Here is a 19,619-nt window from a genome sequence, read left to right on the forward strand (position 1 = left end):
CGCGCATGATCGCTGCGCGGCAGTTTTTTTGATCGACGACGGGAGCTTGCATCCGGCATGCATGTTTATACGGTCCATCTGCCCGCACAGGCCCGCCCGGGTGATGCGGAGGCTTTCGAGAAGGCCGTGCTGGTGCGAGACGGGTTCCATGTCTGGGCCTTTCTCTTCACCGTCTTGTGGTTTCTCTATCACCGCCTCTGGCTGGCCGCGATCGGTGTCTTCGTGGGGCTGAGCGCGTTCGGCTTCATCGTCGACCGTCTGGCTCTCGCGCCCTGGGCGGGGCTTGCCGCGCATGTCCTCGCCTCCACGCTGATCGGGCTCGAAGCCTCCAGCCTGAAGCGCTGGACTTGTGGCCGCAACGGTTTCGCCATGGTCGACGTCGTTTCGGGCGCCGACGAGGAGGAGGCCGAGGCCAAGGCCTGTGCGCGCTGGCTGGCGCGCGGCGAGAGCCGTCCCGACGGCCCACCGCCACCACCCTCGTCCTTCGACTGGCCCAAGCCCGCCCGCAGTGATGCGCCTCGGCGCGAGAGCGGCGTGATCGGTCTTTTTCCGGAGCGTTCGCGATGAGCATCGCCATTATCGATTACGGTTCGGGCAATCTGCATTCGGCGCAGAAAGCCTTCGAGCGCGCCGCCCGCGAGGCCGGCATCACCGTGCCTGTGATCGTCACCGACGATCCGCAGAAGGTGCGCGAAGCCGAGCGCATCGTGCTGCCGGGCGTCGGCGCCTTCGCCGATTGCCGGCGCGGGCTCGATGCCGTGGCCGGCATGACCGAGGCGCTGCACGAGGCGGTGCGGGCGCACGGCAAGCCGTTTCTGGGAATCTGCGTGGGCATGCAGCTTCTCGCCACGCGCGGGCTGGAGCACGAGACCGCCCAGGGTCTCGACTGGATCCATGGCGACGTTGCCATCATTCGCCCCCGTGATGCGCATCTCAAGATCCCGCATATGGGCTGGAACGTGCTGCATCCGCAGCGCGCGCATCCGCTGCTCGCAGATATCCCCACCGGCCCGAACGGGCTGCATGCCTATTTCGTGCATTCCTACGCGCTGACACCGGATGATCCGCAAGACGTCGTCGCCGTCACCGATTACGGTGGCCCCGTCACCGCGATCGTGGCGCGCGACAACATTGCCGGTACCCAATTCCATCCCGAGAAGAGCCAGAAGCTGGGTCTGGCCCTGATTGCCAATTTTCTGAGGTGGCGCCCGTGATTCTCTTTCCCGCGATCGATCTGAAGGAAGGCCATTGCGTCCGCCTCATCCAGGGCGACATGGAGCAGGCAACGGTCTTCAACGACGATCCCGCCGATCAGGCCGCCACCTTCGCGCGCCAGGGTTTCGAATGGCTGCATTGCGTCGATCTCGACGGCGCCTTTGCCGGCAAGCCGATGAACGGCGCGGCGGTCGACCGGATCCTCGCCGCGATCGACATCCCCGTCCAGCTCGGCGGCGGCATCCGCGACATGCGCACCCTGGAAGCCTGGCTAGAGAAAGGCGTCGCCCGGGTCGTCATCGGCACGGCTGCGGTGCGGGATCCGTCCTTCGTGCGCGAGGCGGCGCGGCTGCATCCGGGGAAGATCGCGGTCGGGATCGATGCCAAGGACGGGCGCGTTGCGGTCGAGGGCTGGGCCGAGACCTCGACCCTGACGGCGGAGGAACTCGGGCGGCGTTTCGAGGATGCCGGGGTCGCGGCCATCATCTATACCGACATTGCCCGCGACGGCATTCTCAAGGGCCTCAATATCGAGATGACGCTGGCGCTGGCGGAAGCCGTCTCGATCCCGGTCATCGCGTCAGGCGGCCTCGCCTCGATCGAGGATGTGGCCCGCTTGCTCCAGCCCGATTGCGCCGCGCTCGCCGGTGCGATTTCGGGCCGCGCGCTGTATGACGGGCGCATCGACCCGACACAGGCTCTGGCGATGATCCGAGAGGCGCGCGGCTGAGAGGGCCTACGAATACCGCGTCCCCGCGCGCATGCGGATGGTGATCACCGCGAGATAGAAAGCGAACAGGCTCGCCATGGCGAAGGCGAAGCCGTGGGGGCGGTAGAGATCGATGCCGCCTCCGGCCAGCGGCGGGCCGATCACCATGCCGGCATTGTAGAGAATGACGAAGGCCGCATTCGCCGCCGCCAGATCGCCGCCGGAAAAGCGCGCGCCCAGATGGGCGAGCCCGACCGTATAGAGCGCACCGGCGACACCGCCCCAGATCAGGAGCAGCAGGCCGAGCCCGATCACGCTATGCGCGACCAGTGGCATGGCCAGCGCACCGAACAGGCCGATCGTGGCGATGACGGCAAGCACCAGACGGCGATCAACATGGTCGGAAAGCGTCCCGATCGGGATCTGGAACAGGACATTGCCGAGCGCCATGATGCTTGCCAGAAAGGCCGCATTGGCTGCCGTATAGCCAAGTTCCAGCCCGTAGAGCGGCAGGATGGCGAAGCCGCCGCTCTCCACCGCGCCAAAGATCAGCGCCGCCACGGTTGCGGCAGGCGCCGCCAGCAGGAAGGAGAGCACGGTGCGCCCGGTGCCATGATCGATGCGCGGCGAGATCCCGCGAGCAAGCAGCAGCGGCAGCGCCGCAACGAGGCACAGGCCGGCCCCGGCAAGATAGGGCGCCCAGCCCTGCGTTCCCACAAGCGCCAGAACCGCCGGACCGGCAGCGAAGCCGAGCGCCAGGACGGTGGCATAGATGCCCATGACGAAGCCGCGTCGCCCGGGCGGGGCGGCGGAGTTGATCCAGTATTCCGACAGCACGAAGAGTACGCCCAGCGCCATCGAGAAGACGAAACGCAGGGGAAACCAGATCACGATGTCGTAGGTGAGCTTGAAGGCGACGAGGCACAGCGCGGAAAGGATCACCGCCCCCCAGAGCAGCGGCAGCACGCCGGTTCGCGCGGCAATACGCGGCACGAAGGGCACCGTCATGATCGCCGCGATCCCGGCAATCGCGGTATTGGCGCCGATCAGGGTGCCCGACGCGCCCATGCGTTCCATTTCGAGGGAGAGCAAGGGCACCGAGAGGCTCAGGCCGACACCGACGGCGGTGATGCAGCCGATCGCAGCCGCGATGGAGGCGTTGCGTGCGCGAACCAGCGCACGGCTGCTCAAAGCCTCATCCTGCCTCTCGGCATCGCTCATGCAGAGCCATCCTCACACGTATTCGCGCACGAAGGCGCCGCGTTTCTCGTAATAGAACGGCACCCGCAGCATCGGATCGAATCCGGCCTCGAGCCGGATATCGAGCTCGTCGAGCACCACATGGGTGATCGTCGGCAGATCCAGACCACGCGCCTGCGACAGGGGCACCCAGACGAGTTCGGTGAGTTCCGAATCGGGCCCCACGAAGCCGGGTTCCTCGCGCGCCACCATCTCGCGATCCACCGCGAAGAAGCGGGTATCGAAACGCTTGGGCCGGCGCGGCGGAGTGATGGCGCGGGCGACGAATTGCAGCATGTCGAGCTCGGGAAACACCCCCGCCTCGACGAATGCGCGCCAGGGCCCGTCGATCTCGATTTCGGGCGCGCCGTAATCAGCCGAGCCCAGCATCACCCCGGTCTCCTCGTAGGTCTCGCGAATCGCAGCGAGGGCGAGGGCGCGGTTGCGGCTGGAGGTGGGGCGCACGACGCGGGCGGAGAGGGCGGCGTCCGTGCGGTCGTCGAGCATGCCGGCGGCGAGCATGCGCCGGTCGCCGGGTTCGATGCGCCCGCCGGGAAAGACGAATTTGCCGGGCATGAACTTGTGGCTGTCATGACGCTTGCCCATCAGCACGCGCGGTTCTGGTCCCGTCCGGTCGAGCACGATCAGCGTCGCGGCGTCGCGCGGGCGCAGATTCGGCCAGAGCCGCTCGCGCTCGGTCTTCGTCAGACGGTCGGTCATCGGGTTGCCGGCCTGCTCCGCACCGGCGGGGGGCTTGGTATCGGTCGTGGCACTCACGCTGTGTTTCCTCGTTCGTTGTCGCCTTCCCGGCCTGCGGGACCGGCCTCGCCGAATCCATGCATGCCGAGCGCATATTGCAGCCCCACGACGGCGCCCTTCATCGGCGGCAGAAGCGCGAGCGAGAGAGCGACCGTCAGGAGCGGCCAGGTGGCCACATGAAACCATAAAGGGGGCGCGTAATGCATTTCACAGATGTATATCCCGGTTCCGACGATCTTCCCCACCACGAAAATGGTGAGATAGGGCGGAAAGTCGTCCGCGCGGTGGTGGTGCAGTTCCTGCCCGCAGGCGTCGCAGGCCGGGCGTATCTTCAGATAGGAGGAAAAGGCGCGCCCCTCACCGCAGGCGGGGCAGCGGCAGCCGAGGCCGCGCATGATTGCGCGTTTCCACTCGCCCGAGCCGGCCGCAAGACTCTTGCCGATCCGGTTCCCGATCCCTGTGCCGTTCCGGTCCTGCATCATGCCCCGCCCCTCATGTGCGCCCTTTGCCACCCTTGCGCCGGGCGGTGGAGCCGATGCGCACTTTCGTGCCCGCGCCTTTGCGCCCGCCGGGCTTTCCCCCGCCCGGTCTGCCGCGCCGGCCATGCGGCAGCGGGGCCGCGCCCTTGCGGCCCTCGGAGAGCAATTCGAAGCGCAAAGCCCCCTGGACCGGCGCCGCCTCGACCAGCTTGACGCTGACCCGGTCGCCCAGACGGTATGTCTCGCCCGTGCGGTCGCCGACAAGGGCGTGGCCATATTCCTCGTAGCGGAAATAATCGTCGCCGATGGTGGAGGCGGGGACGAAGCCGTCGGCGCCGGTATGGTCGAGCTTGACGAACAGCCCGGATTTGGTGACCCCGGAAATCTGGCCCTCGAAAGTCGCTCCGACCTTGTCGGCCAGGTGATAGGCGATCAGGCGGTCGATGGTCTCGCGCTCTGCCGCCATGGCGCGCCGCTCGGCTGCCGAGATGCGTGCGGAAATCTCGGCGAGCTGGTCATGGGTGGTCTCCGGGTGGAGCCCGTCCTTGCCGAGATCATGGGCGGAAATCAGCGCGCGATGCACGATCAGGTCGGCATAGCGGCGTATCGGCGAAGTGAAATGCGCGTAGCGGCGCAGATTGAGGCCGAAATGGCCGTAATTCTGCGATGTGTATTCCGCCTGCGACTGGGTGCGCAAAACCACCTCGTTGATGAAGGTCTGATGCTCCAGCCCTTCCACCGCCTTGAGGATACGGTTGAACAGGGTGGGGCGCAGCGCACCCTGTTTGGGCATTTTCAGCGCCACGGAGGCGAGCACTTCGCCCAGAGCATGCATCTTGGTGAGCGAGGGCTCGTCATGGGCGCGGTAGATGAAGGGGATCTTCGCTTTCTCGAGCGCCTCGGCGGCGGCGACATTGGCGAGAATCATGCATTCCTCGATCAGCCGATGCGCGTCGAGACGCTCGGGCACCAGCACCTGATCGACCATGCCCTCTGCATTGAGGATGATCTTGCGCTCCGGCAGGTCCAGCGCCAGCGGCTGGCGCTCGTCGCGGGCGCGCGCGAGGCAGCGATAGCAATCCCAGAGCGGCTTGAGCACGGGTTCCAGGATCGGCCCGGTCACGCCGTCGGGGCGCCCGTCGATCGCGGCCTGGGCCTGCTGATAGGACAGGCGCGCCGCCGACCGCATCATCACCCGGTGGAAGGAATGGCGCTTCTTGAGGCCATCAGCGCCGATCACCATGCGCACGGCGATTGCCGGGCGGTCCTCGAGCGGGCGCAGCGAACACAGATCGTTTGAGATGCGCTCGGGCAGCATCGGCACGACGCGGTCGGGGAAATAGACCGAATTGCCGCGCTCCAGCGCCTCGCGGTCGAGCGCGGAGCCGGGGCGGACATAAGCCGCGACATCGGCAATGGCGACGGTCAGGACGAAGCCGCCCTCGTTCTTCGGATCATCATCAGGGCGCGCATGCACCGCGTCGTCATGATCCTTGGCATCGGCGGGATCGATGGTGATGATCGGCAGATCACGCCAATCCTCGCGACCGGCAAGCCCCACATGCCTTGCCGCCTCGGCCTCCGCGATCACCTGATCGGGAAAGACATGCGGGATGTTATGGACATGCAGGGCGACCTGGCTGACGGCTTTTTCCGATTTCATCGAGCCCAGCCGCTCGCGCACCTTGGCCATGTCGAGACCGTAGCGCTTTTGCGGCGCCACATGCACCGCCACGAGATCGCCGTCACCCGCGCCACCCTCGTCGCCGGGAGCGATGGCGAGCTCCTTGCCGAGCATTTTCTTGTCGACCGGGATGAGCCGCCCGCCGCCACCGGGAAGCGGTCGGAAGATGCCGAGAATCTGAGCCTTCTGCCTCGGCAGGACCTTGATCACCCGCCCGCTATAGGCCGGGCCGTCCTCGTCTTCGTCATTGCGCTGGACGCGCAGAAGGGCACGATCATTGATGCCCGGTGCGGGCTGGCCGGGTCTGGGCCGGCGCGACAGGGTGACGAGAATGCGCGGCGCGGCGCCGTCATCCGCCGCGTCCCAATCGGCGGGCACGGCGATCAGCTCGCCGTCCTCGTCGCGCGAAACGATATCGGCGAGCACCACGGGCGGCAGCATGTCCTTGCCGGTCAGACGCTTGCGCTTGCGATCGATGAGGCCTTCTTCCTCCAGCTCCTTCAGCAGGTGCTTGAGAAAGATGCGGTCGCCGCCCTTGATGCCGAAGGCGCGCGCGATCTCGCGGCGCCCGACCTTGCCGGTCTGCTCCTTGATGAAGGCGATGATCTCCTCGCGCGCGGGCAGATTGGCATGATCACCGCCCTGTGCGTCAGAGGCGGCTTTCGCCTTGCGGCGACGGGTGGTGAGGCGTGTGGGCAAGGAGATCTCGTAATGGTTGGCGAAACGACCGGCATTTTTCCGGCCCGCGCATGAAGACGGCTCGTTACATCCTTATATAGGCGTTGCAGCGGGCAAGCGAAAGCCCGCGCATGCCGTGCCGTCAGCGGCTCGGTTTCAACGCGCCGTCTTGTCTTTCCCGCCATTGCCATTGGCGGCGGGGCGCTCGTCGCGGCCCCTGTCGTAGCGCAGGGCCGGCGGTGCGTCCTCGCGGCTGCGGCGGTTGGCGAAGCGCGAGCGCATCAGAACGCCCGATAGCGCGATCGCAGCCGGCAAGGCCAGAATGATCGAGAGGATCAGCACGATCGGAAAGACCGCCGCCGGATCTGTTACGCCGGGCAAGATCGGCAGGAGGGCCCCGAGAAGGTTCGAAATGATCGCGACCAGCGGCAGGAAGATGATTGCGGTAACGATGACACGGGCATTCATGCTGGCCTCCGGGGCTTCCTCGGCGTAGACGCAAACCGATGGTCTATGTTGGCCAACGCCCCAGGCGCGATTTCGTTCACCGGCTGTCTTGCGCCGCTCGCGCGTGCAAGGCCGCGAGCCCCGCCCCGGCAGCGCCCGGCGCTGCGATCTGCGCGACCAGACCATGCGCCTCGCAGGCCTGCGCATAGCGCGCGGCGAGATCTCCGCGTCCGATGATGGTGCAGGCGGTTGCAGAAGCGGCGCCGGCGATCTCGCCCCGCTCGCCCATCGCTGCCCTTGCCTGCGCGACTTCGGTGCCGATCAGCAGACCGGAAAGGTAATCGCCGATCTGCGCCGGTGCGAGCCTTTCGAAAAGCACGAGGCTGCGGGCCGAAAACAGTTTCGCCAGAAGGTCTCCCCCATCCGTGCCCGCCGCCGTAACGCCCCGCGCGAAGGCCTCCCGGTCGCACGGCGCGGCCTCGTCATGCGGCGGCATCAGATCGCCGAGGATGCTGTGGCGGCTCATGGCAGCGTAGAGCTCGCCGGTCATGAAGGTGCGAAACCGCGTGATCCGGCCCTGCGCGGTCTCGACCCATTTGGTATGGGTGCCGGGCAGGATCAGAAGCCGCGCCGGATCATCCGGAGATTGCGGATTCTGGGCCAGATGACCAACGATCTCGGTCTCCTCGCCGCGCATCACGTCAGGATGGGTGCCGCGATCGTCGCACAGACCCGGCACGAAGGCGATGACAGTAGCGTCGGGCATTGTATGGCGCACGAGTCCGGCCGCGAGCGCGCCGGCATCGGCGGGAAGCGGAAGATACGGCGTCTGCACCCAGCCATTGCGGCTCGTGATCATGCCGGACGCGTAGACAGGCAAGCCGGCATGCTGCGCTTGCCAGGGGGCGATCGCCTTGGCGAAGGTCTCCGCGAAGGCGCCCCGGGCGCGGCGGATACCCTCGTCGCTTTCGCGTATCGCGATCACGTTGCCGGCGGCGTCGAGGAGCATGACGCGCAGGCGCGTCGTCCCCCAGTCGAGACCGATCAGCGCCGGCGCGCCGGGCAAATCCGGTGGCATCACACGGTCTCCCGGTCCCGATTGCCCGTATCGAGCAGGCTGAACACGGCGAAATCGCGGGCGATCGCGGCGGCGGTAGCACGCAGATCGTCCCGGTAACGACCCAGCGCATCCAGCGAGGTGCGCGCCGTCGAGGAGGTGACCGAGATGCCGCCCAGGGGGCGACTGCTTGCGTCGAGGATCGGCGTTGCGATGCAGATGATCTGCGGTTCGTGTTCCTCGCGATCATGGGCGATGCCGGTCACACGTACGGTTTCGAGCTCTGCGCGCAGGGCCTGTGCATCGGTCAGGCTGTGCGGTGTGTGGCGATAGAAACTCTGTTGCGCGATGGCGCGCTCGCGCTCGGTTTCGTCCAGAAAGGCGAGGATCGCCTTGCCGATGCCGGTGCAATAGGCCGGACCGATCTTTCCGGCATCTGAGAACATCGGGATCGGACGGGTGGCGTTGCGCTTGTCGACATAGAGCACCTGCGCATTGTCGAGCTGGGCCAGATGGATCGTCTCGCCGGTCAGCGCGGAGAGCGCATCGAGATGCTGGCGCGCGACCGGGGCGAGGGAGGCGCGGCGCCAGGCGGCATGGGCGAGGCGGATCAGGCGCGGGCCAAGGCTGTAGCCCTGGCTTCTGGCGTCACTGGTGAGCATGCGCTGGCTGACGAGGGTCTGCAGCAGACGGTAGAGCGTCGCCTTCGGCAGATCGGATTCCGCGAGCAGCTCCGAAAACCGCACCGGTCGCTCATAGGCGGCGACCTTGTCGAGCAGGGACAAGGCCTTCCCTACGGTTCCATCCGAAGGAGATTGTTCGTTCACGGCGCCTCACAGTTCCGGTTTTGCGCGCAAACCGGATTTCTCTTTTTTCGATTGACAGAACTAGCACCACAATACATCGTTTTCAATAAACGAAACAGGGTTTCATTATTTGAAACTCACATAAACGGAGGAAAACGTCATGAAAACTCGTTCCAGGATCGAAATGACTATGCGTCCGCAAGGGAAGACGCGTCGCGGCTGGCTGATGGCCAGCGCGGCTGCGGTCGTCATCGGTGCGGTCGGCATGTCCGGCGCCGCGCAGGCGCAAAGCTATCCCGATCGGCCGCTCACCCTGATCGTGCCCTGGGGCGCCGGCGGCGGTACGGATGCGACGGCGCGCATTGTCGCGTCGCTGCTCGAGGGCGAACTCGGCCAGCCGGTCAATGTGGTCAACCGTACCGGCGGATCCGGCGTGGTCGGGCATTCCGCCATCGCGGAAGCGGAGCCGGACGGATACACGATCGGCATGGCCACGGTCGAGATCAACATGATGCACTGGCAGGGCCTCACCGATCTGACCTGGGAGGATTACACCCCGCTCGCACTGGTCAACGAGGATCCCGCCGCCGTGCATGTGCGTGCCGATTCGCAGTGGGGCGATCTCAATGACATGCTCGACGCGATTCGCGACAATCCCGGGGAACATCGCGCCTCGGGTACGGGCCAGGGCGGTATCTGGCATCTCGCCATTGCGGGGCTGCTTTCCGAACTCGACATGGATCCGACATCGGTGCCGTGGGTGCCGAGCCAGGGCGCGGCGCCGGGTCTGCAGGATCTCGTCGCCGGCGGCGTCGACATCGTGCCCTCCTCGATCCCCGAGGCCCGTTCGCTCCTCGATGCCGGGCGCGTCAAGTCGCTCGCGGTGATGTCGAGCGAACGCAACGCCGCCTTCCCCGACGTGCCGACCACCGAGGAAATCGTCGGCGTGGCCTGGAATATCGGCGCGTGGCGCGCGATCGTCGGACCGCAGGGGCTGCCCGAGGAAGCCGTCGAGACGCTCACCGCCGCACTGGAGACCGTTTATAACAGCGACGAGTATGCCGAGTTCATGTCCGGTCAGGGCTTCGGTATGCGCTGGGCGGTCGGCGACGATCTCGTCACCTTCATGGGTGAGAGCAACGAGAATCTCGGCGACGTGATGCGCGAAGTCGGCCTCGCCGAGTAAGTTCGGCCTCGCCCCTTGCGAGGTCTGCCACGGGTGCCGTGTCCGTCCCTCCAGGCACGGCACCCGCTTTCCCTTGAATCGACTCTCGATCGGAGACGGGAATGCGGCTCAACGATGCCCTTCTGGGTTTGTTGTTGTTCGGGGTAGCGGCTGCGCTTTATCTCGGCTCACGCGATTTCAAGCCGATTCCCGGCCAGCAGATCGGCGCTGGCGCCTTTCCGACCGTGCTTGCGACCGGCTTCGCCCTGTGCGGCGTCATTCTCGTGATCGCCGGTCTGCGCAGCCGCCTGCCCGCGATCGTATGGACGGACTGGACCCGCGAGCCCGACGGGATCCGCAATGTCGTGGTGATCATCGGCCTCGTGGTCGTCTATATCGTTTTCTCGCGCCAACTCGGATTCATGCTGACGATGGCGCCGATCATCCTGATCATGCTGCGCCTGTTCGGTGTCGGCTGGCTGCTTTCGCTGACGATTGCCGTGATCGCGGTTCTGGGCATGCAATATCTCTTCGGTCGCTTCCTGCTGGTCCCGCTTCCCTGGGGTCTGCTCGCGCCGATACGCTGGTGGTGAACGATGGGTGCGATCGAGCAGGCTGTCGGGCTGGTCTTCCAATGGGACGTTCTGGTCACGATCTTCTTCGCAGCCGTATTCGGCATGTTCGTGGGCGCCATACCCGGCCTGACCGCGACCATGGCGATCGCGCTGCTTGTGCCGGTCACCTTCTTCATGGAGCCGATCCCCGCCGTCGGGGCGATGGTGACCTGCGCGGCCATGGCGATCTTCGCCGGGGACATTCCCGGCGCGCTTTTGCGCATACCCGGTACGCCGGCTTCCGCCGCCTATACCGACGAGGCCTATGCCATGACACTCAAGGGCGAGGCGGAGACGGCGCTGGGTGCCAATCTGCTCTTCTCGGCAGTCGGTGGTCTGGTGGGGACGGCGGTGCTGATCTTCGCCGCGCCGCATCTCGCCGAAGTCGCGCTGAAATTCTCTTCCACGGAATATTTCTGGATGGCGATGCTGGGCCTGACCTGCGCCGCCTTCATCAGTTCGGGATCGCCGGTCAAGGGGCTGGTCAGCCTGCTGATCGGGTTGTCCGTGGCCACGATCGGGCTCAACAACCCGGCCGGGCTGCCGCGCTTCACCTTCGGGCATACGGAAATGATGGGCGGGATCGATTTCATCGCGGCGATGATTGGCCTGTTCGCGGTCTCCGAAATCCTGCGCAACGCCGCCGGCGGGGCGCGTAACCTGCCCGTGCCGCAAGTGCCGATCGGCAATCCCCTGCGTGGTTGGGGGCGGATGTTGCGCACCTATTGGCGCCAGCAGATCCGCGGCAATGCCGTGGGCGTCGGCGTGGGCGCGCTGCCCGGTGCAGGCGCCGATCTCGCCGCCTGGATCGCCTATGCCGTGAGCCGGCGTTTTTCGAAGAACCGGGAGAAATACGGCAAGGGGCATGTGGAAGGCATCGTCGAGGCCACCTCCGCCAATAATGCGGCGGTGGGGGCGGCATGGGTGCCGGCTCTGGTCTTCGGCATTCCCGGTGATACGATCACGGCGATCGTGATCGGGGTGCTCTTCGTCAAGGGGCTCAATCCGGGGCCGACCCTGTTCATCTTCAACCCCCAGAACATCTACGCCATCTTCCTGATCTTCATTCTGGCCAATCTGATCATGATACCGCTCGGCTATCTGGCGATCAGGGCGGGCCGGCAATTGTTGCGCATCCCGCGGCGGATCATCATGCCGGTGATCCTCGCCTTCTGCATGGTCGGCGCCTTTGCCACCAACAACGCCGTGTTCAATATCGGTATCATGCTGGCTTTCGGTATCCTCGGCTTCTTCATGGAAGACAACGGCATACCGGTTGCGCCCTGCATTCTCGGAATCGTTCTGGGCGGCATGGTCGAGCAGCATTTCATCACCACCATGATCCGCAGTGACGGTGAACTCCTTGCCTTCTTCGGACGCCCGATCGCGGCGGGGCTCGGTGTGGTGACGCTGCTGATCTGGGTCACGCCGCTGATCATGTGGCTGCGCCGCAGCAGCAGTCCGGCGCCTGCGCCACAGGGCGCCGGATCGGAAGGCGCCTGAGGCCGGCCTGAGAAGCCGCGCTGCTTCAGGAGGCGCGACGTGCGGGCGGGACGGGGGCGCCCGCCGGCCTCGCGGAGGGCGCGGCGCTGTGTCCGGGATTTCCAACGGCCCGACCCGCGCGCCGGATCACCTGATGCGCGTCAGCGGCATCCGTTGACGCGTCACGGCGACGGGCGAATCCGCCGAGAAAATCATGCCGGGCAGTGAGACGCAGCCGGCAGCTGCGCCAGCCCTGCAGACCATTGTCGATAGAGGCGAGTTCCGGCTTGTCACGGCGGCGTGCAAGTGCGGATGCGAGGCGCGCGCGCAGGAGCGTCGCCGCGCCAGGACAGGCCGGATCGGTCGCTTCGTGCCAGATCACCGCGCGGCCATGAGCAAACAGCACCAGGGCGGCAGCCAGAACCGCGTCACCCTCGCGCAGGAGCGCAACCTGACAACTCCTGTCATCCGCCATGGCGCGGCTGGCTGCGCGGATGGTATTGACGATACCGACATCCTGAAGCAACGCACGGCGCCCCTGACGCGCGGCTGCGCGGGCGTCGCAATCGAGCAGATGTTCCACGCCCGACCGCAGGGAGGCGGCATCGCTGCTGCGCTGGAACGTAAGTGTGTTGTTCATATCCGGTCCGGCTGCGGTCGCTCTGGGGCGCAGGGCGGGCTGGCAAAGCGGACCCTCGCGCAATTGCGAACCTTGTCGGTCGCTCTGGTTGCGAACCAGCGCCGCGAAGGCCGAGGGCGTCTGCGGGAGTTCGAACTGCAGCGTCGTCGCGCGCCTGCCAAGCATCGTACAGGCTGCGGCGAAGGCCCACTCCGCCTCTCCGCGCAGTAGGAAGGGCGCGCCGGTCGCGGCCGGATGCGGGCGTACGATCTGCCAGCTGCGCGTCAGAAAACCGGCCGTCGTGCGCAGCGGGAGCAGGCCACACAAGGTCCCGGCGCGCCAGACCGTCAGGATCTGCAGATCGCGCAGAGTGTTGTCGTGGCGGGCGGCTGCGGCGAGCCAGAGCGGATGCAGGAAGGGATCGGGAACGAGTGCCCGCGATGCGACCCGCTGCCACGCGGTGCACAGGCTCTCCGCCGCCCGCGCCGGGAGCAGGCAGAGGCGGAACCCGGCGATATCCTCGCCGCCATGCGTGGCGGGATCGAAGGCGATGCCGCGCGCGCCATGAGGCCCCGAACGCGTTGCCTCCGATGCCGCCTCATTCGAACGTGCCCACATCGGTGCCACCATGATCGCCTCCCGCTTTCTGCATGTCGCCTGCCTGTCCTGTTCCGAAACAGAACAATCAACGCATGTGAATGTCCATGGGCGTTCACGGTTCAAGAACCATACCGCAATGACGTAGGGTGAGGCGCCGGTAGCTGGCAAGTTTTCGTTAAGGTTAACAAACTCTTGAATGGCGATGGAGCCGGATGCCACGCCTCCGGCTCAGCCTTCACGAGTGGCCGGCGCCTTCAGCCGCCCCAGGCGACCCGCAATGGGTTGTCGGCGAGGGCTTGCGCATCCGGACGATCAATGCCGGGCTGGCCGAGAAACGCCTGCCACAGCGCTTCGACTTCCGCGCGATCCAGATCCTTGACGATGAAGACGAGCCGGGTGCGCCGGTCGGCATCGTCGGGCCAGGCATCGAGAATGGCGGGGACGTGAACGACATGCTGTACGCCATGCAGCACGACGGGATGATCGGGATCTTCGGCAATACAGACGATTCCCTTGACGCGCAGCAGCTTGGCGCCGTGGCTCGCCCGCAGGAGATCGAGGAAGAGGTCGAGGCTGCGCTGGGGCACTGGCGCGTCGCTCGTCAGGCAGAAGGCCCGGATCGAGGCGTCGTGGCGGTTGACGTCGTGATGGTGGTGGTCGTGGTGTTCGTCATGTCCATGGCCATGTCCATGCCCGTGATCATGCTCATGCTGGCGCCGGTGCGCGGCATCTTCCGCCTCGGCGATGGCCTCGGCTGAAAGCCATGTCGCGACGTCGCCGATCTTGCCCTGCGTGTCGAACAAACCCGACATGACCATGCTTTCGAGATCGAGCGCATCCCCGGCATCGAGGATCGCGGCACCGGGATTGAGCTGGCGCAAGCGGGCTGTGAGCGCCGCGACCGCTCCGGAATCGGACAGATCCGTCTTGGAGAGAACCAGCCGGTCCGCCATCGCGGCCTGGCGTACGGCTTCCTCATGTGTGTCCAGCGTCGCCGCGCCCGCCATGGCATCGACCACGGTGACGAGTCCCTGCACGGCAAAGCGCATCGAGAGATAGGGATGGTAGAGCACCGCATGCAGGATGGGTGCCGGATCGGCCAGCCCCGTGGTCTCGATGATCACACGCTTGAAGGGCATGATGCGGTCATTGTCGCGCTTGCGCAGCAGGTCCTCGAGCGTGTGGATCAGATCGCCGCGCACCGAGCAGCACAGGCAGCCGGCCGAGAGCAGGATCATGCCCTCGTCCACCGTCTCGACCAGCATGTGATCGAGCCCGATCTCGCCGAATTCATTCACGATCACCACGGTGTCAGACATGGCGGGGTCGGTGAGGATGCGGTTGAGCAGCGTCGTCTTGCCGGAACCGAGGAACCCGGTGAGCACCGTCAGCGGCAAGGGCTCCGGGCGGCGTCCGGCGGCGGGTTGTGCGCTGTTCTGATCGGTCATGCATCCTACTCCGTCAGGGCGCGGCGCGTGGCAAGCGCACGGCTGCGCCGGTTCTCCATGAGCACATTGGTGGCGACGGCGCCAACGACAAGGGCACCACCGAGGAATTGCAGGGGCACGAGCCGTTCGCCGAGCAGGATTGCCGAGGCGGCGGTCGCGACCACCGGCTCGGCGCAGAAGGCGAGGCCGACCACCACTGCCGAGGCGCGCACGAGGGCGACGAGCTGGAAGAACAATCCCGCCATATAGGTCGCGATCAGAAGCGCCACGGCAGCGGGCGCCACCGTCAGCACTGCCGGCGGATCCAGCGCGCCGAGCACGGCGCCGACGATGATGCAGGCGGGGATCACGGCGAGATTGACCCAGAAGATCTTGGCCAGTGTCGGCGTTTTCGGCGAACGTGTGCCGGAGAAGAATTGCAGGGTTGCCGAGGCGCTCGCCAGCCCGGCCAGCGCGACGCCGCGCCAGTCGAGGGTGCCGAAGCCGGGCCCGATCACCAGCGCCACGCCCGTGAAGGCCATGCCTGCCAGCACGAGCAGGGCAGGACGCAGGCTCCCGCCATCCACGAGCGGCGAGAGCAGCACGATCACGATCGGAAAGGTGAAGAAGATGACCACCGCCACCGAGACCGGAATGAAGGTTACCGCGCTCATGTAGCCGATCCCCACGCCCGCACCGCCGAGCGCGAGCGCGATCATGGCACGGCCTTCACCAGGGGCGATACGCGGCAGCCGGCGCCACAGGGCGGCGACGAGCGCGGCGACGACAAACATCGCGATGACGCGGTAAAGCGCGACCGAGACACCGGACAATCCCGAATCGGCGGCCATGCGGGCAAAGACGATGCTGATCCCGTAAGCCGTTGCCCCGGCGCTTGCGAAGGCGAGGCCGAGGCCGGATGCGCTCGGCAGGCCGGTCGTGCCCGGGGAGGTGTCGGGCTGGCCCGGTGCGGATGACATGAACCCTCGTCGCTCGCTTGATCCGGCGACGCGCGGTCACGCGTCACGGCCCGGATCTAGCAAAGCCGGACGGGAAAGGCCATGCCTGGCGAGGCAACCCCGCCATGCGCGGGCGGCTCACTGCCAGTCGAAGACCTGAATGAGCGCGGGAGTCATGATCACGGCGAAGAGGACCGGGAGGAAGAACAGGATCATCGGGACAGTCAGCTTGGGCGGCAGGGCAGCCGCCTTCTTCTCGGCCTCGTTCATGCGCTGGTCGCGGCTCTCCTGGGCGAGCACGCGCAGGGCCTGACCGATGGGCGTGCCGTAACGCTCCGCCTGGATGAGTGCCGTCGAAACGGCCTTGACCGATTCGAGTCCGGTGCGTTCGGCGAGATGCTCGTAGGCCTGCCGGCGCTCGGGCAGATAGGAGAGCTCTGCGGTGGTGAGAGCGAGTTCTTCCGCAAGCGCGATCGAGGCGCGTCCGATCTCGGTACTGACCCGGCGAAAGGCCTGTTCCATGGACGTGCCGGATTCGGCGCAGATCAGCAGCAGATCAAGGGCATCGGGCCAGGCCCGACGGATGGAGAGCTGGCGTTTCTGCATGGCATTGCGCAGGAAGATCTCCGGAGCCTTGATCCCGATATACGCCGCAAAGATCACGATACCGAGCTGGATGATCAGGCTGAGCTCGAAATCATCGATGAAATACAGGTACGCCCCCGCGATCAGTGTGAAGCTGATGGGCAGAACCAGACGAAAAACCAGAAACGTATATTCCGATTTCTGACCCCGAAAACCGGCTTGCATCAACTGCATCTTGGCCGTCTCGGTCCCGAGCCAGTCCGAAAGCTTGAACTGTTCGACGAACTGGCGGATGCGCTCGGCGGGTCTCGAGCGCAGGGAGCCCCGGTTCTGCCGCGTAAGACGCTCGCGCTCGCGCGCCCTGATCCGGTCGCGTTCCACCGCGACGGCCTTCATGCGCTTGTCGAGATTGTCGTTGGCGATCAGCGGCATCGCGACTGTGAAGACGGTCGCGACTGCGGCGATTCCCGCCAGGACCATTGCCAGGAATTGCGGGTCGGAAAGGGCCTGCATGATCATCGCTTTGCTCCGTTCCGATCAGATATCGAAGGAAATCATGTTCTTCATGACCATCACGCCAAACAGCATCCAGATCGCACAGACACCGAGCACGATCTTGCCGGTGAGTGTCAGCCAGAGCAGTTCGATATAGCTGGGGCTGGAAATATAGGTCATCAGAGCCACGATGAAGGGCAGGGCCGCAATGATTGCGGCAGAGGCCTTGGCCTCCATGCTCATCGCCTGGATCTTGCCCTTCATCTTCTTGCGCTCGCGCAGGACGCGCGACAGGTTGCCGATGGCTTCGGAAAGGTTGCCGCCGGCCTTGGTCTGAATGGTGATCACCGTGGCGAAGAACGAGGATTCGGCCACCGGGACCCGCTCCGCCAGGCGCTCGAGCGCATCCGAGAGGGTCACACCCATCGCCTGCGATTCGGTAACCAGACGAAACTCGCTGCGGATCGGCTCTTCCGCCGAGGCCGCGATCTCGCGCATGCAGTCGCCCAACGGCAATCCGGCCCGGATGCCGCGCACGATAATGTCCATCGCATCGGGAAGTTCGGTGATGAATTTCTCGACGCGCTTCTTCGCGAGATAGCCGAGAATCCAGTTCGGCAGGCCGAGCCCGCCAGCGAAGGTGCCGAGCCCCGCCACGATGAAGCTCCCCCCGTGAGGATGAAGAGAAACAGGCCGACCAGCAATCCCAGCGCAGCGCTCATCAGGAAGAAACGCGATTTCGTCCAGTCGAGTCCGGCATGGGCAATACGCTCTTCCAGAGAAGCCTTGTTGCGATCGCGCTTCTCCTCGATCTCACGCAGGGTCTGCACGATCTGATCGCGACGCTGGGCGGAATCGCGCGGGACGCGCTCGACACGCTGGTTGGGCGTCTTCGCCATCAGGGCCTGCTGACGCTTTTCCGCGCGCTTTTCCCCCGAGAGGAGCGGGTACAGGAAGACCTGCGCGATGCCGCCGACGGCGATCGCGATCAGCATGACGAGAAGAATGTCGCGTATTTCCATGGCCCTGTCCTGATCTCCCGATCGTCGTCAAGCAGGCTCGTTTGCCGCTTCCATCGCGTCGAGCGCCGTTGCGAGCTGCTCCTCGACGCCGTAATAACGCGCACGTTCCCAGAAACCCGGGCGTCCGACGCCGGTCGAGCGGTGGCTGCCGATCAGGCGCCCGTTCTGGTCCTCACCAAGCACGTCGTAGAGCACGATATCCTGGGTCACGATCACGTCGCCCTCCATGCCCAGCACCTCGGTGATGTGGGTGATCCGGCGTGAGCCGTCGCGCAGTCGCGCGGCCTGGACGATGACGTCGATGGAGGAGACGATCATCTCGCGAATCGTCTTCGAAGGCAGCGCGAAGCCGCCCATGGTGATCATCGATTCGATACGCGACAGGCATTCACGCGGTGAGTTCGCGTGCAGGGTGCCCATCGAACCGTCATGGCCCGTATTCATTGCCTGCAGCAGATCAAAGGCTTCCGGGCCGCGCACCTCGCCGACGATGATGCGTTCGGGGCGCATGCGCAGGCAGTTGCGGACGAGATCACGCATGGTAACCTGGCCCTGACCTTCCAGATTGGGCGGGCGGGTTTCGAGACGCACCACATGCGGCTGCTGCAGCTGGAGCTCCGCCGCATCCTCACAGGTAATGATGCGTTCGTCGTGCTCGATATAGTTCGTCAGGCAGTTCAGAAGCGTCGTCTTGCCCGAGCCCGTACCGCCCGAGATCACGACATTGGCGCGGACCTTGCCGATGATCTTGAGCACTTCCGCGCCCGGCGGAGAGATGGCCCCGAACTTGACCAGCTGGTCGAGGGTCAGCTTGTCCTTCTTGAACTTGCGGATCGTCAGCGCCGGCCCGTCAATCGCGAGCGGTGGCGCGATCACGTTGACGCGCGAGCCGTCGGGAAGGCGGGCGTCGCAGATCGGGCTGGATTCGTCGACGCGGCGACCGACCTGGCTGACGATCCGCTGGCAGATATTCATCAGCTGCTGCTCGTCGCGGAAGCGGACGTTGGTCAGCTGGATCTTGCCGTCAACTTCGATATAGGTCTTGCGCGCATTGTTCACCATGATGTCGGCGATGTCGTCGCGCGCCAGCAGCGGCTCGAGCGGGCCGTAGCCGAGAACGTCGTTACAGATGTCGTCGAGCAGTTCTTCCTGCTCCGCGATGGAGAGGACGACATTCTTCAGTGCGATGATCTCGTTGACGATGTCGCGAATCTCTTCACGGGCGGAATCCGCGTCGAGGCGCGCGAGCTGTGCCAGATCAATGGCCTCGATCAGCGCGCCGAAGATCATGCTCTTCGTCTGGTAATATTCGTCTGAGCGCTGTCGCGTCTCCACGGCAACCGGCTTCTGCTTCGCCGGCTCCGGCGGTGGCAGGGGGCTGGCGTTGAAACTCCCGCTCGGTCGCGGGTTTTCGACCGGCAGGACGGGGACCGCCGGCTCGCTCGCCGTGTTCGCCGGCCCGGCCTCCGGTCGTGCCGCAGGCATGCGCGGCTGCGCCGGTTGCTGATTTCCGATCGAGGACCTCTTGCCGAACATATGGATCACTCTCTGCGCGGTTTGTCGTTAGCCGGCGGCTGC

The 19,619-nt window shown here is 65.7% G+C and carries 18 protein-coding genes and 1 pseudogene; 6 read left to right on the forward strand and 13 right to left on the reverse strand.

The window, feature by feature from the left end:
• Positions 1-57 precede the first annotated feature (57 nt).
• From GA0071312_RS17545 to hisA, 3 genes are read left to right on the forward strand one after another with little or no spacing between them, the layout of a single operon-like run.
• Positions 58-567, forward strand: coding sequence for a DUF2628 domain-containing protein (locus tag GA0071312_RS17545; protein WP_074446344.1), 510 nt, complete (start codon positions 58-60; stop codon positions 565-567).
• Positions 564-1,214 carry an imidazole glycerol phosphate synthase subunit HisH gene (gene hisH, locus GA0071312_RS17550; protein ID WP_074446345.1) on the forward strand — a complete coding sequence of 217 codons (651 nt, stop codon included), beginning with the start codon at positions 564-566 and terminating at the stop codon, positions 1,212-1,214. The genes GA0071312_RS17545 and hisH overlap by 4 nt, the downstream gene beginning before the upstream one ends.
• Positions 1,202-1,945 carry a 1-(5-phosphoribosyl)-5-[(5-phosphoribosylamino)methylideneamino]imidazole-4-carboxamide isomerase gene (hisA, locus tag GA0071312_RS17555; RefSeq protein WP_108721933.1) on the forward strand — a complete coding sequence of 248 codons (744 nt, stop codon included), beginning with the start codon at positions 1,202-1,204 and terminating at the stop codon, positions 1,943-1,945. Before hisH ends, hisA begins: the two co-directional genes overlap by 13 nt.
• A 6-nt stretch (positions 1,946-1,951) precedes the next feature.
• Here hisA and GA0071312_RS17560 read toward each other — a convergent pair whose 3' ends face one another.
• The 7 genes from GA0071312_RS17560 to GA0071312_RS17590 all read right to left on the reverse strand — a co-directional run bounded on the left by GA0071312_RS17560 (position 1,952) and on the right by GA0071312_RS17590 (position 9,094).
• Entirely contained in the window at positions 1,952-3,145 is a 1,194-nt protein-coding gene (locus tag GA0071312_RS17560) for an MFS transporter (protein WP_074446346.1), read from the reverse strand.
• 12 nt (positions 3,146-3,157) lie between these two features.
• Positions 3,158-3,883 carry an NUDIX hydrolase gene (locus tag GA0071312_RS17565; protein WP_074446574.1) on the reverse strand — a complete coding sequence of 242 codons (726 nt, stop codon included), beginning with the start codon at positions 3,881-3,883 and terminating at the stop codon, positions 3,158-3,160.
• A 53-nt stretch (positions 3,884-3,936) separates the two neighbouring features.
• The gene (locus GA0071312_RS17570) at positions 3,937-4,404 is read right to left on the reverse strand and encodes a DUF983 domain-containing protein (protein ID WP_420819976.1); all 468 of its coding nucleotides are present in this window, start codon (positions 4,402-4,404) and stop codon (positions 3,937-3,939) included.
• 10 nt (positions 4,405-4,414) lie between these two features.
• Positions 4,415-6,709, reverse strand: coding sequence for a ribonuclease R (gene rnr / locus GA0071312_RS17575; RefSeq protein WP_074446576.1), 2,295 nt, complete (start codon positions 6,707-6,709; stop codon positions 4,415-4,417).
• 210 nt (positions 6,710-6,919) lie between these two features.
• The gene (locus GA0071312_RS17580; protein ID WP_074446347.1) at positions 6,920-7,231 is read right to left on the reverse strand and encodes a hypothetical protein; all 312 of its coding nucleotides are present in this window, start codon (positions 7,229-7,231) and stop codon (positions 6,920-6,922) included.
• Between the two features lie 76 nt (positions 7,232-7,307).
• Complete coding sequence (locus GA0071312_RS17585; protein ID WP_074446348.1) at positions 7,308-8,288, reverse strand: 2-dehydro-3-deoxygalactonokinase; 981 nt, start codon at positions 8,286-8,288, stop codon at positions 7,308-7,310.
• Positions 8,288-9,094, reverse strand: coding sequence for an IclR family transcriptional regulator (locus GA0071312_RS17590; RefSeq protein ID WP_074446349.1), 807 nt, complete (start codon positions 9,092-9,094; stop codon positions 8,288-8,290). The genes GA0071312_RS17585 and GA0071312_RS17590 overlap by 1 nt, the downstream gene beginning before the upstream one ends.
• A 139-nt stretch (positions 9,095-9,233) precedes the next feature.
• Here GA0071312_RS17590 and GA0071312_RS17595 point away from each other — a divergent pair, with 139 nt between their 5' ends.
• The 3 genes from GA0071312_RS17595 (at position 9,234) to GA0071312_RS17605 (ending at position 12,355) form a co-directional block, all read left to right on the forward strand.
• Positions 9,234-10,259, forward strand: a complete 1,026-nt coding sequence (locus GA0071312_RS17595; protein ID WP_238947323.1) for a tripartite tricarboxylate transporter substrate binding protein — start codon at positions 9,234-9,236, stop codon at positions 10,257-10,259.
• A gap of 101 nt (positions 10,260-10,360) precedes the next feature.
• Positions 10,361-10,831 carry a tripartite tricarboxylate transporter TctB family protein gene (locus GA0071312_RS17600; protein ID WP_074446351.1) on the forward strand — a complete coding sequence of 157 codons (471 nt, stop codon included), beginning with the start codon at positions 10,361-10,363 and terminating at the stop codon, positions 10,829-10,831.
• A 3-nt stretch (positions 10,832-10,834) separates the two neighbouring features.
• Positions 10,835-12,355, forward strand: a complete 1,521-nt coding sequence (locus GA0071312_RS17605; RefSeq protein ID WP_074446352.1) for a tripartite tricarboxylate transporter permease — start codon at positions 10,835-10,837, stop codon at positions 12,353-12,355.
• Positions 12,356-12,380: 25 nt separating this feature from the next.
• On the opposite strand, the gene GA0071312_RS17610 is transcribed toward GA0071312_RS17605, so the two are convergent.
• The 6 genes and pseudogenes from GA0071312_RS17610 to GA0071312_RS17635 all read right to left on the reverse strand — a co-directional run bounded on the left by GA0071312_RS17610 (position 12,381) and on the right by GA0071312_RS17635 (position 19,577).
• Positions 12,381-13,583: a GNAT family N-acetyltransferase gene (locus tag GA0071312_RS17610; RefSeq protein ID WP_074446353.1), complete on the reverse strand. Its 1,203-nt coding sequence runs from the start codon at positions 13,581-13,583 to the stop codon at positions 12,381-12,383.
• Positions 13,584-13,807: 224 nt separating this feature from the next.
• The gene (locus GA0071312_RS17615; protein ID WP_074446354.1) at positions 13,808-15,001 is read right to left on the reverse strand and encodes a CobW family GTP-binding protein; all 1,194 of its coding nucleotides are present in this window, start codon (positions 14,999-15,001) and stop codon (positions 13,808-13,810) included.
• A 5-nt stretch (positions 15,002-15,006) separates the two neighbouring features.
• Complete coding sequence (locus GA0071312_RS17620) at positions 15,007-15,960, reverse strand: DMT family transporter (protein WP_074446355.1); 954 nt, start codon at positions 15,958-15,960, stop codon at positions 15,007-15,009.
• 117 nt (positions 15,961-16,077) lie between these two features.
• Complete coding sequence (locus GA0071312_RS17625; RefSeq protein ID WP_074446356.1) at positions 16,078-17,043, reverse strand: type II secretion system F family protein; 966 nt, start codon at positions 17,041-17,043, stop codon at positions 16,078-16,080.
• An 18-nt stretch (positions 17,044-17,061) separates the two neighbouring features.
• A pseudogene (locus tag GA0071312_RS17630) lies at positions 17,062-18,041 on the reverse strand (type II secretion system F family protein).
• A 27-nt stretch (positions 18,042-18,068) separates the two neighbouring features.
• Positions 18,069-19,577, reverse strand: coding sequence for a TadA family conjugal transfer-associated ATPase (locus tag GA0071312_RS17635; protein WP_074446357.1), 1,509 nt, complete (start codon positions 19,575-19,577; stop codon positions 18,069-18,071).
• Positions 19,578-19,619: the final 42 nt, after the last annotated feature.

This window comes from Saliniramus fredricksonii, from assembly GCF_900094735.1.
Taxonomy (GTDB): Bacteria; Pseudomonadota; Alphaproteobacteria; order Rhizobiales; family Beijerinckiaceae; genus Saliniramus; species Saliniramus fredricksonii.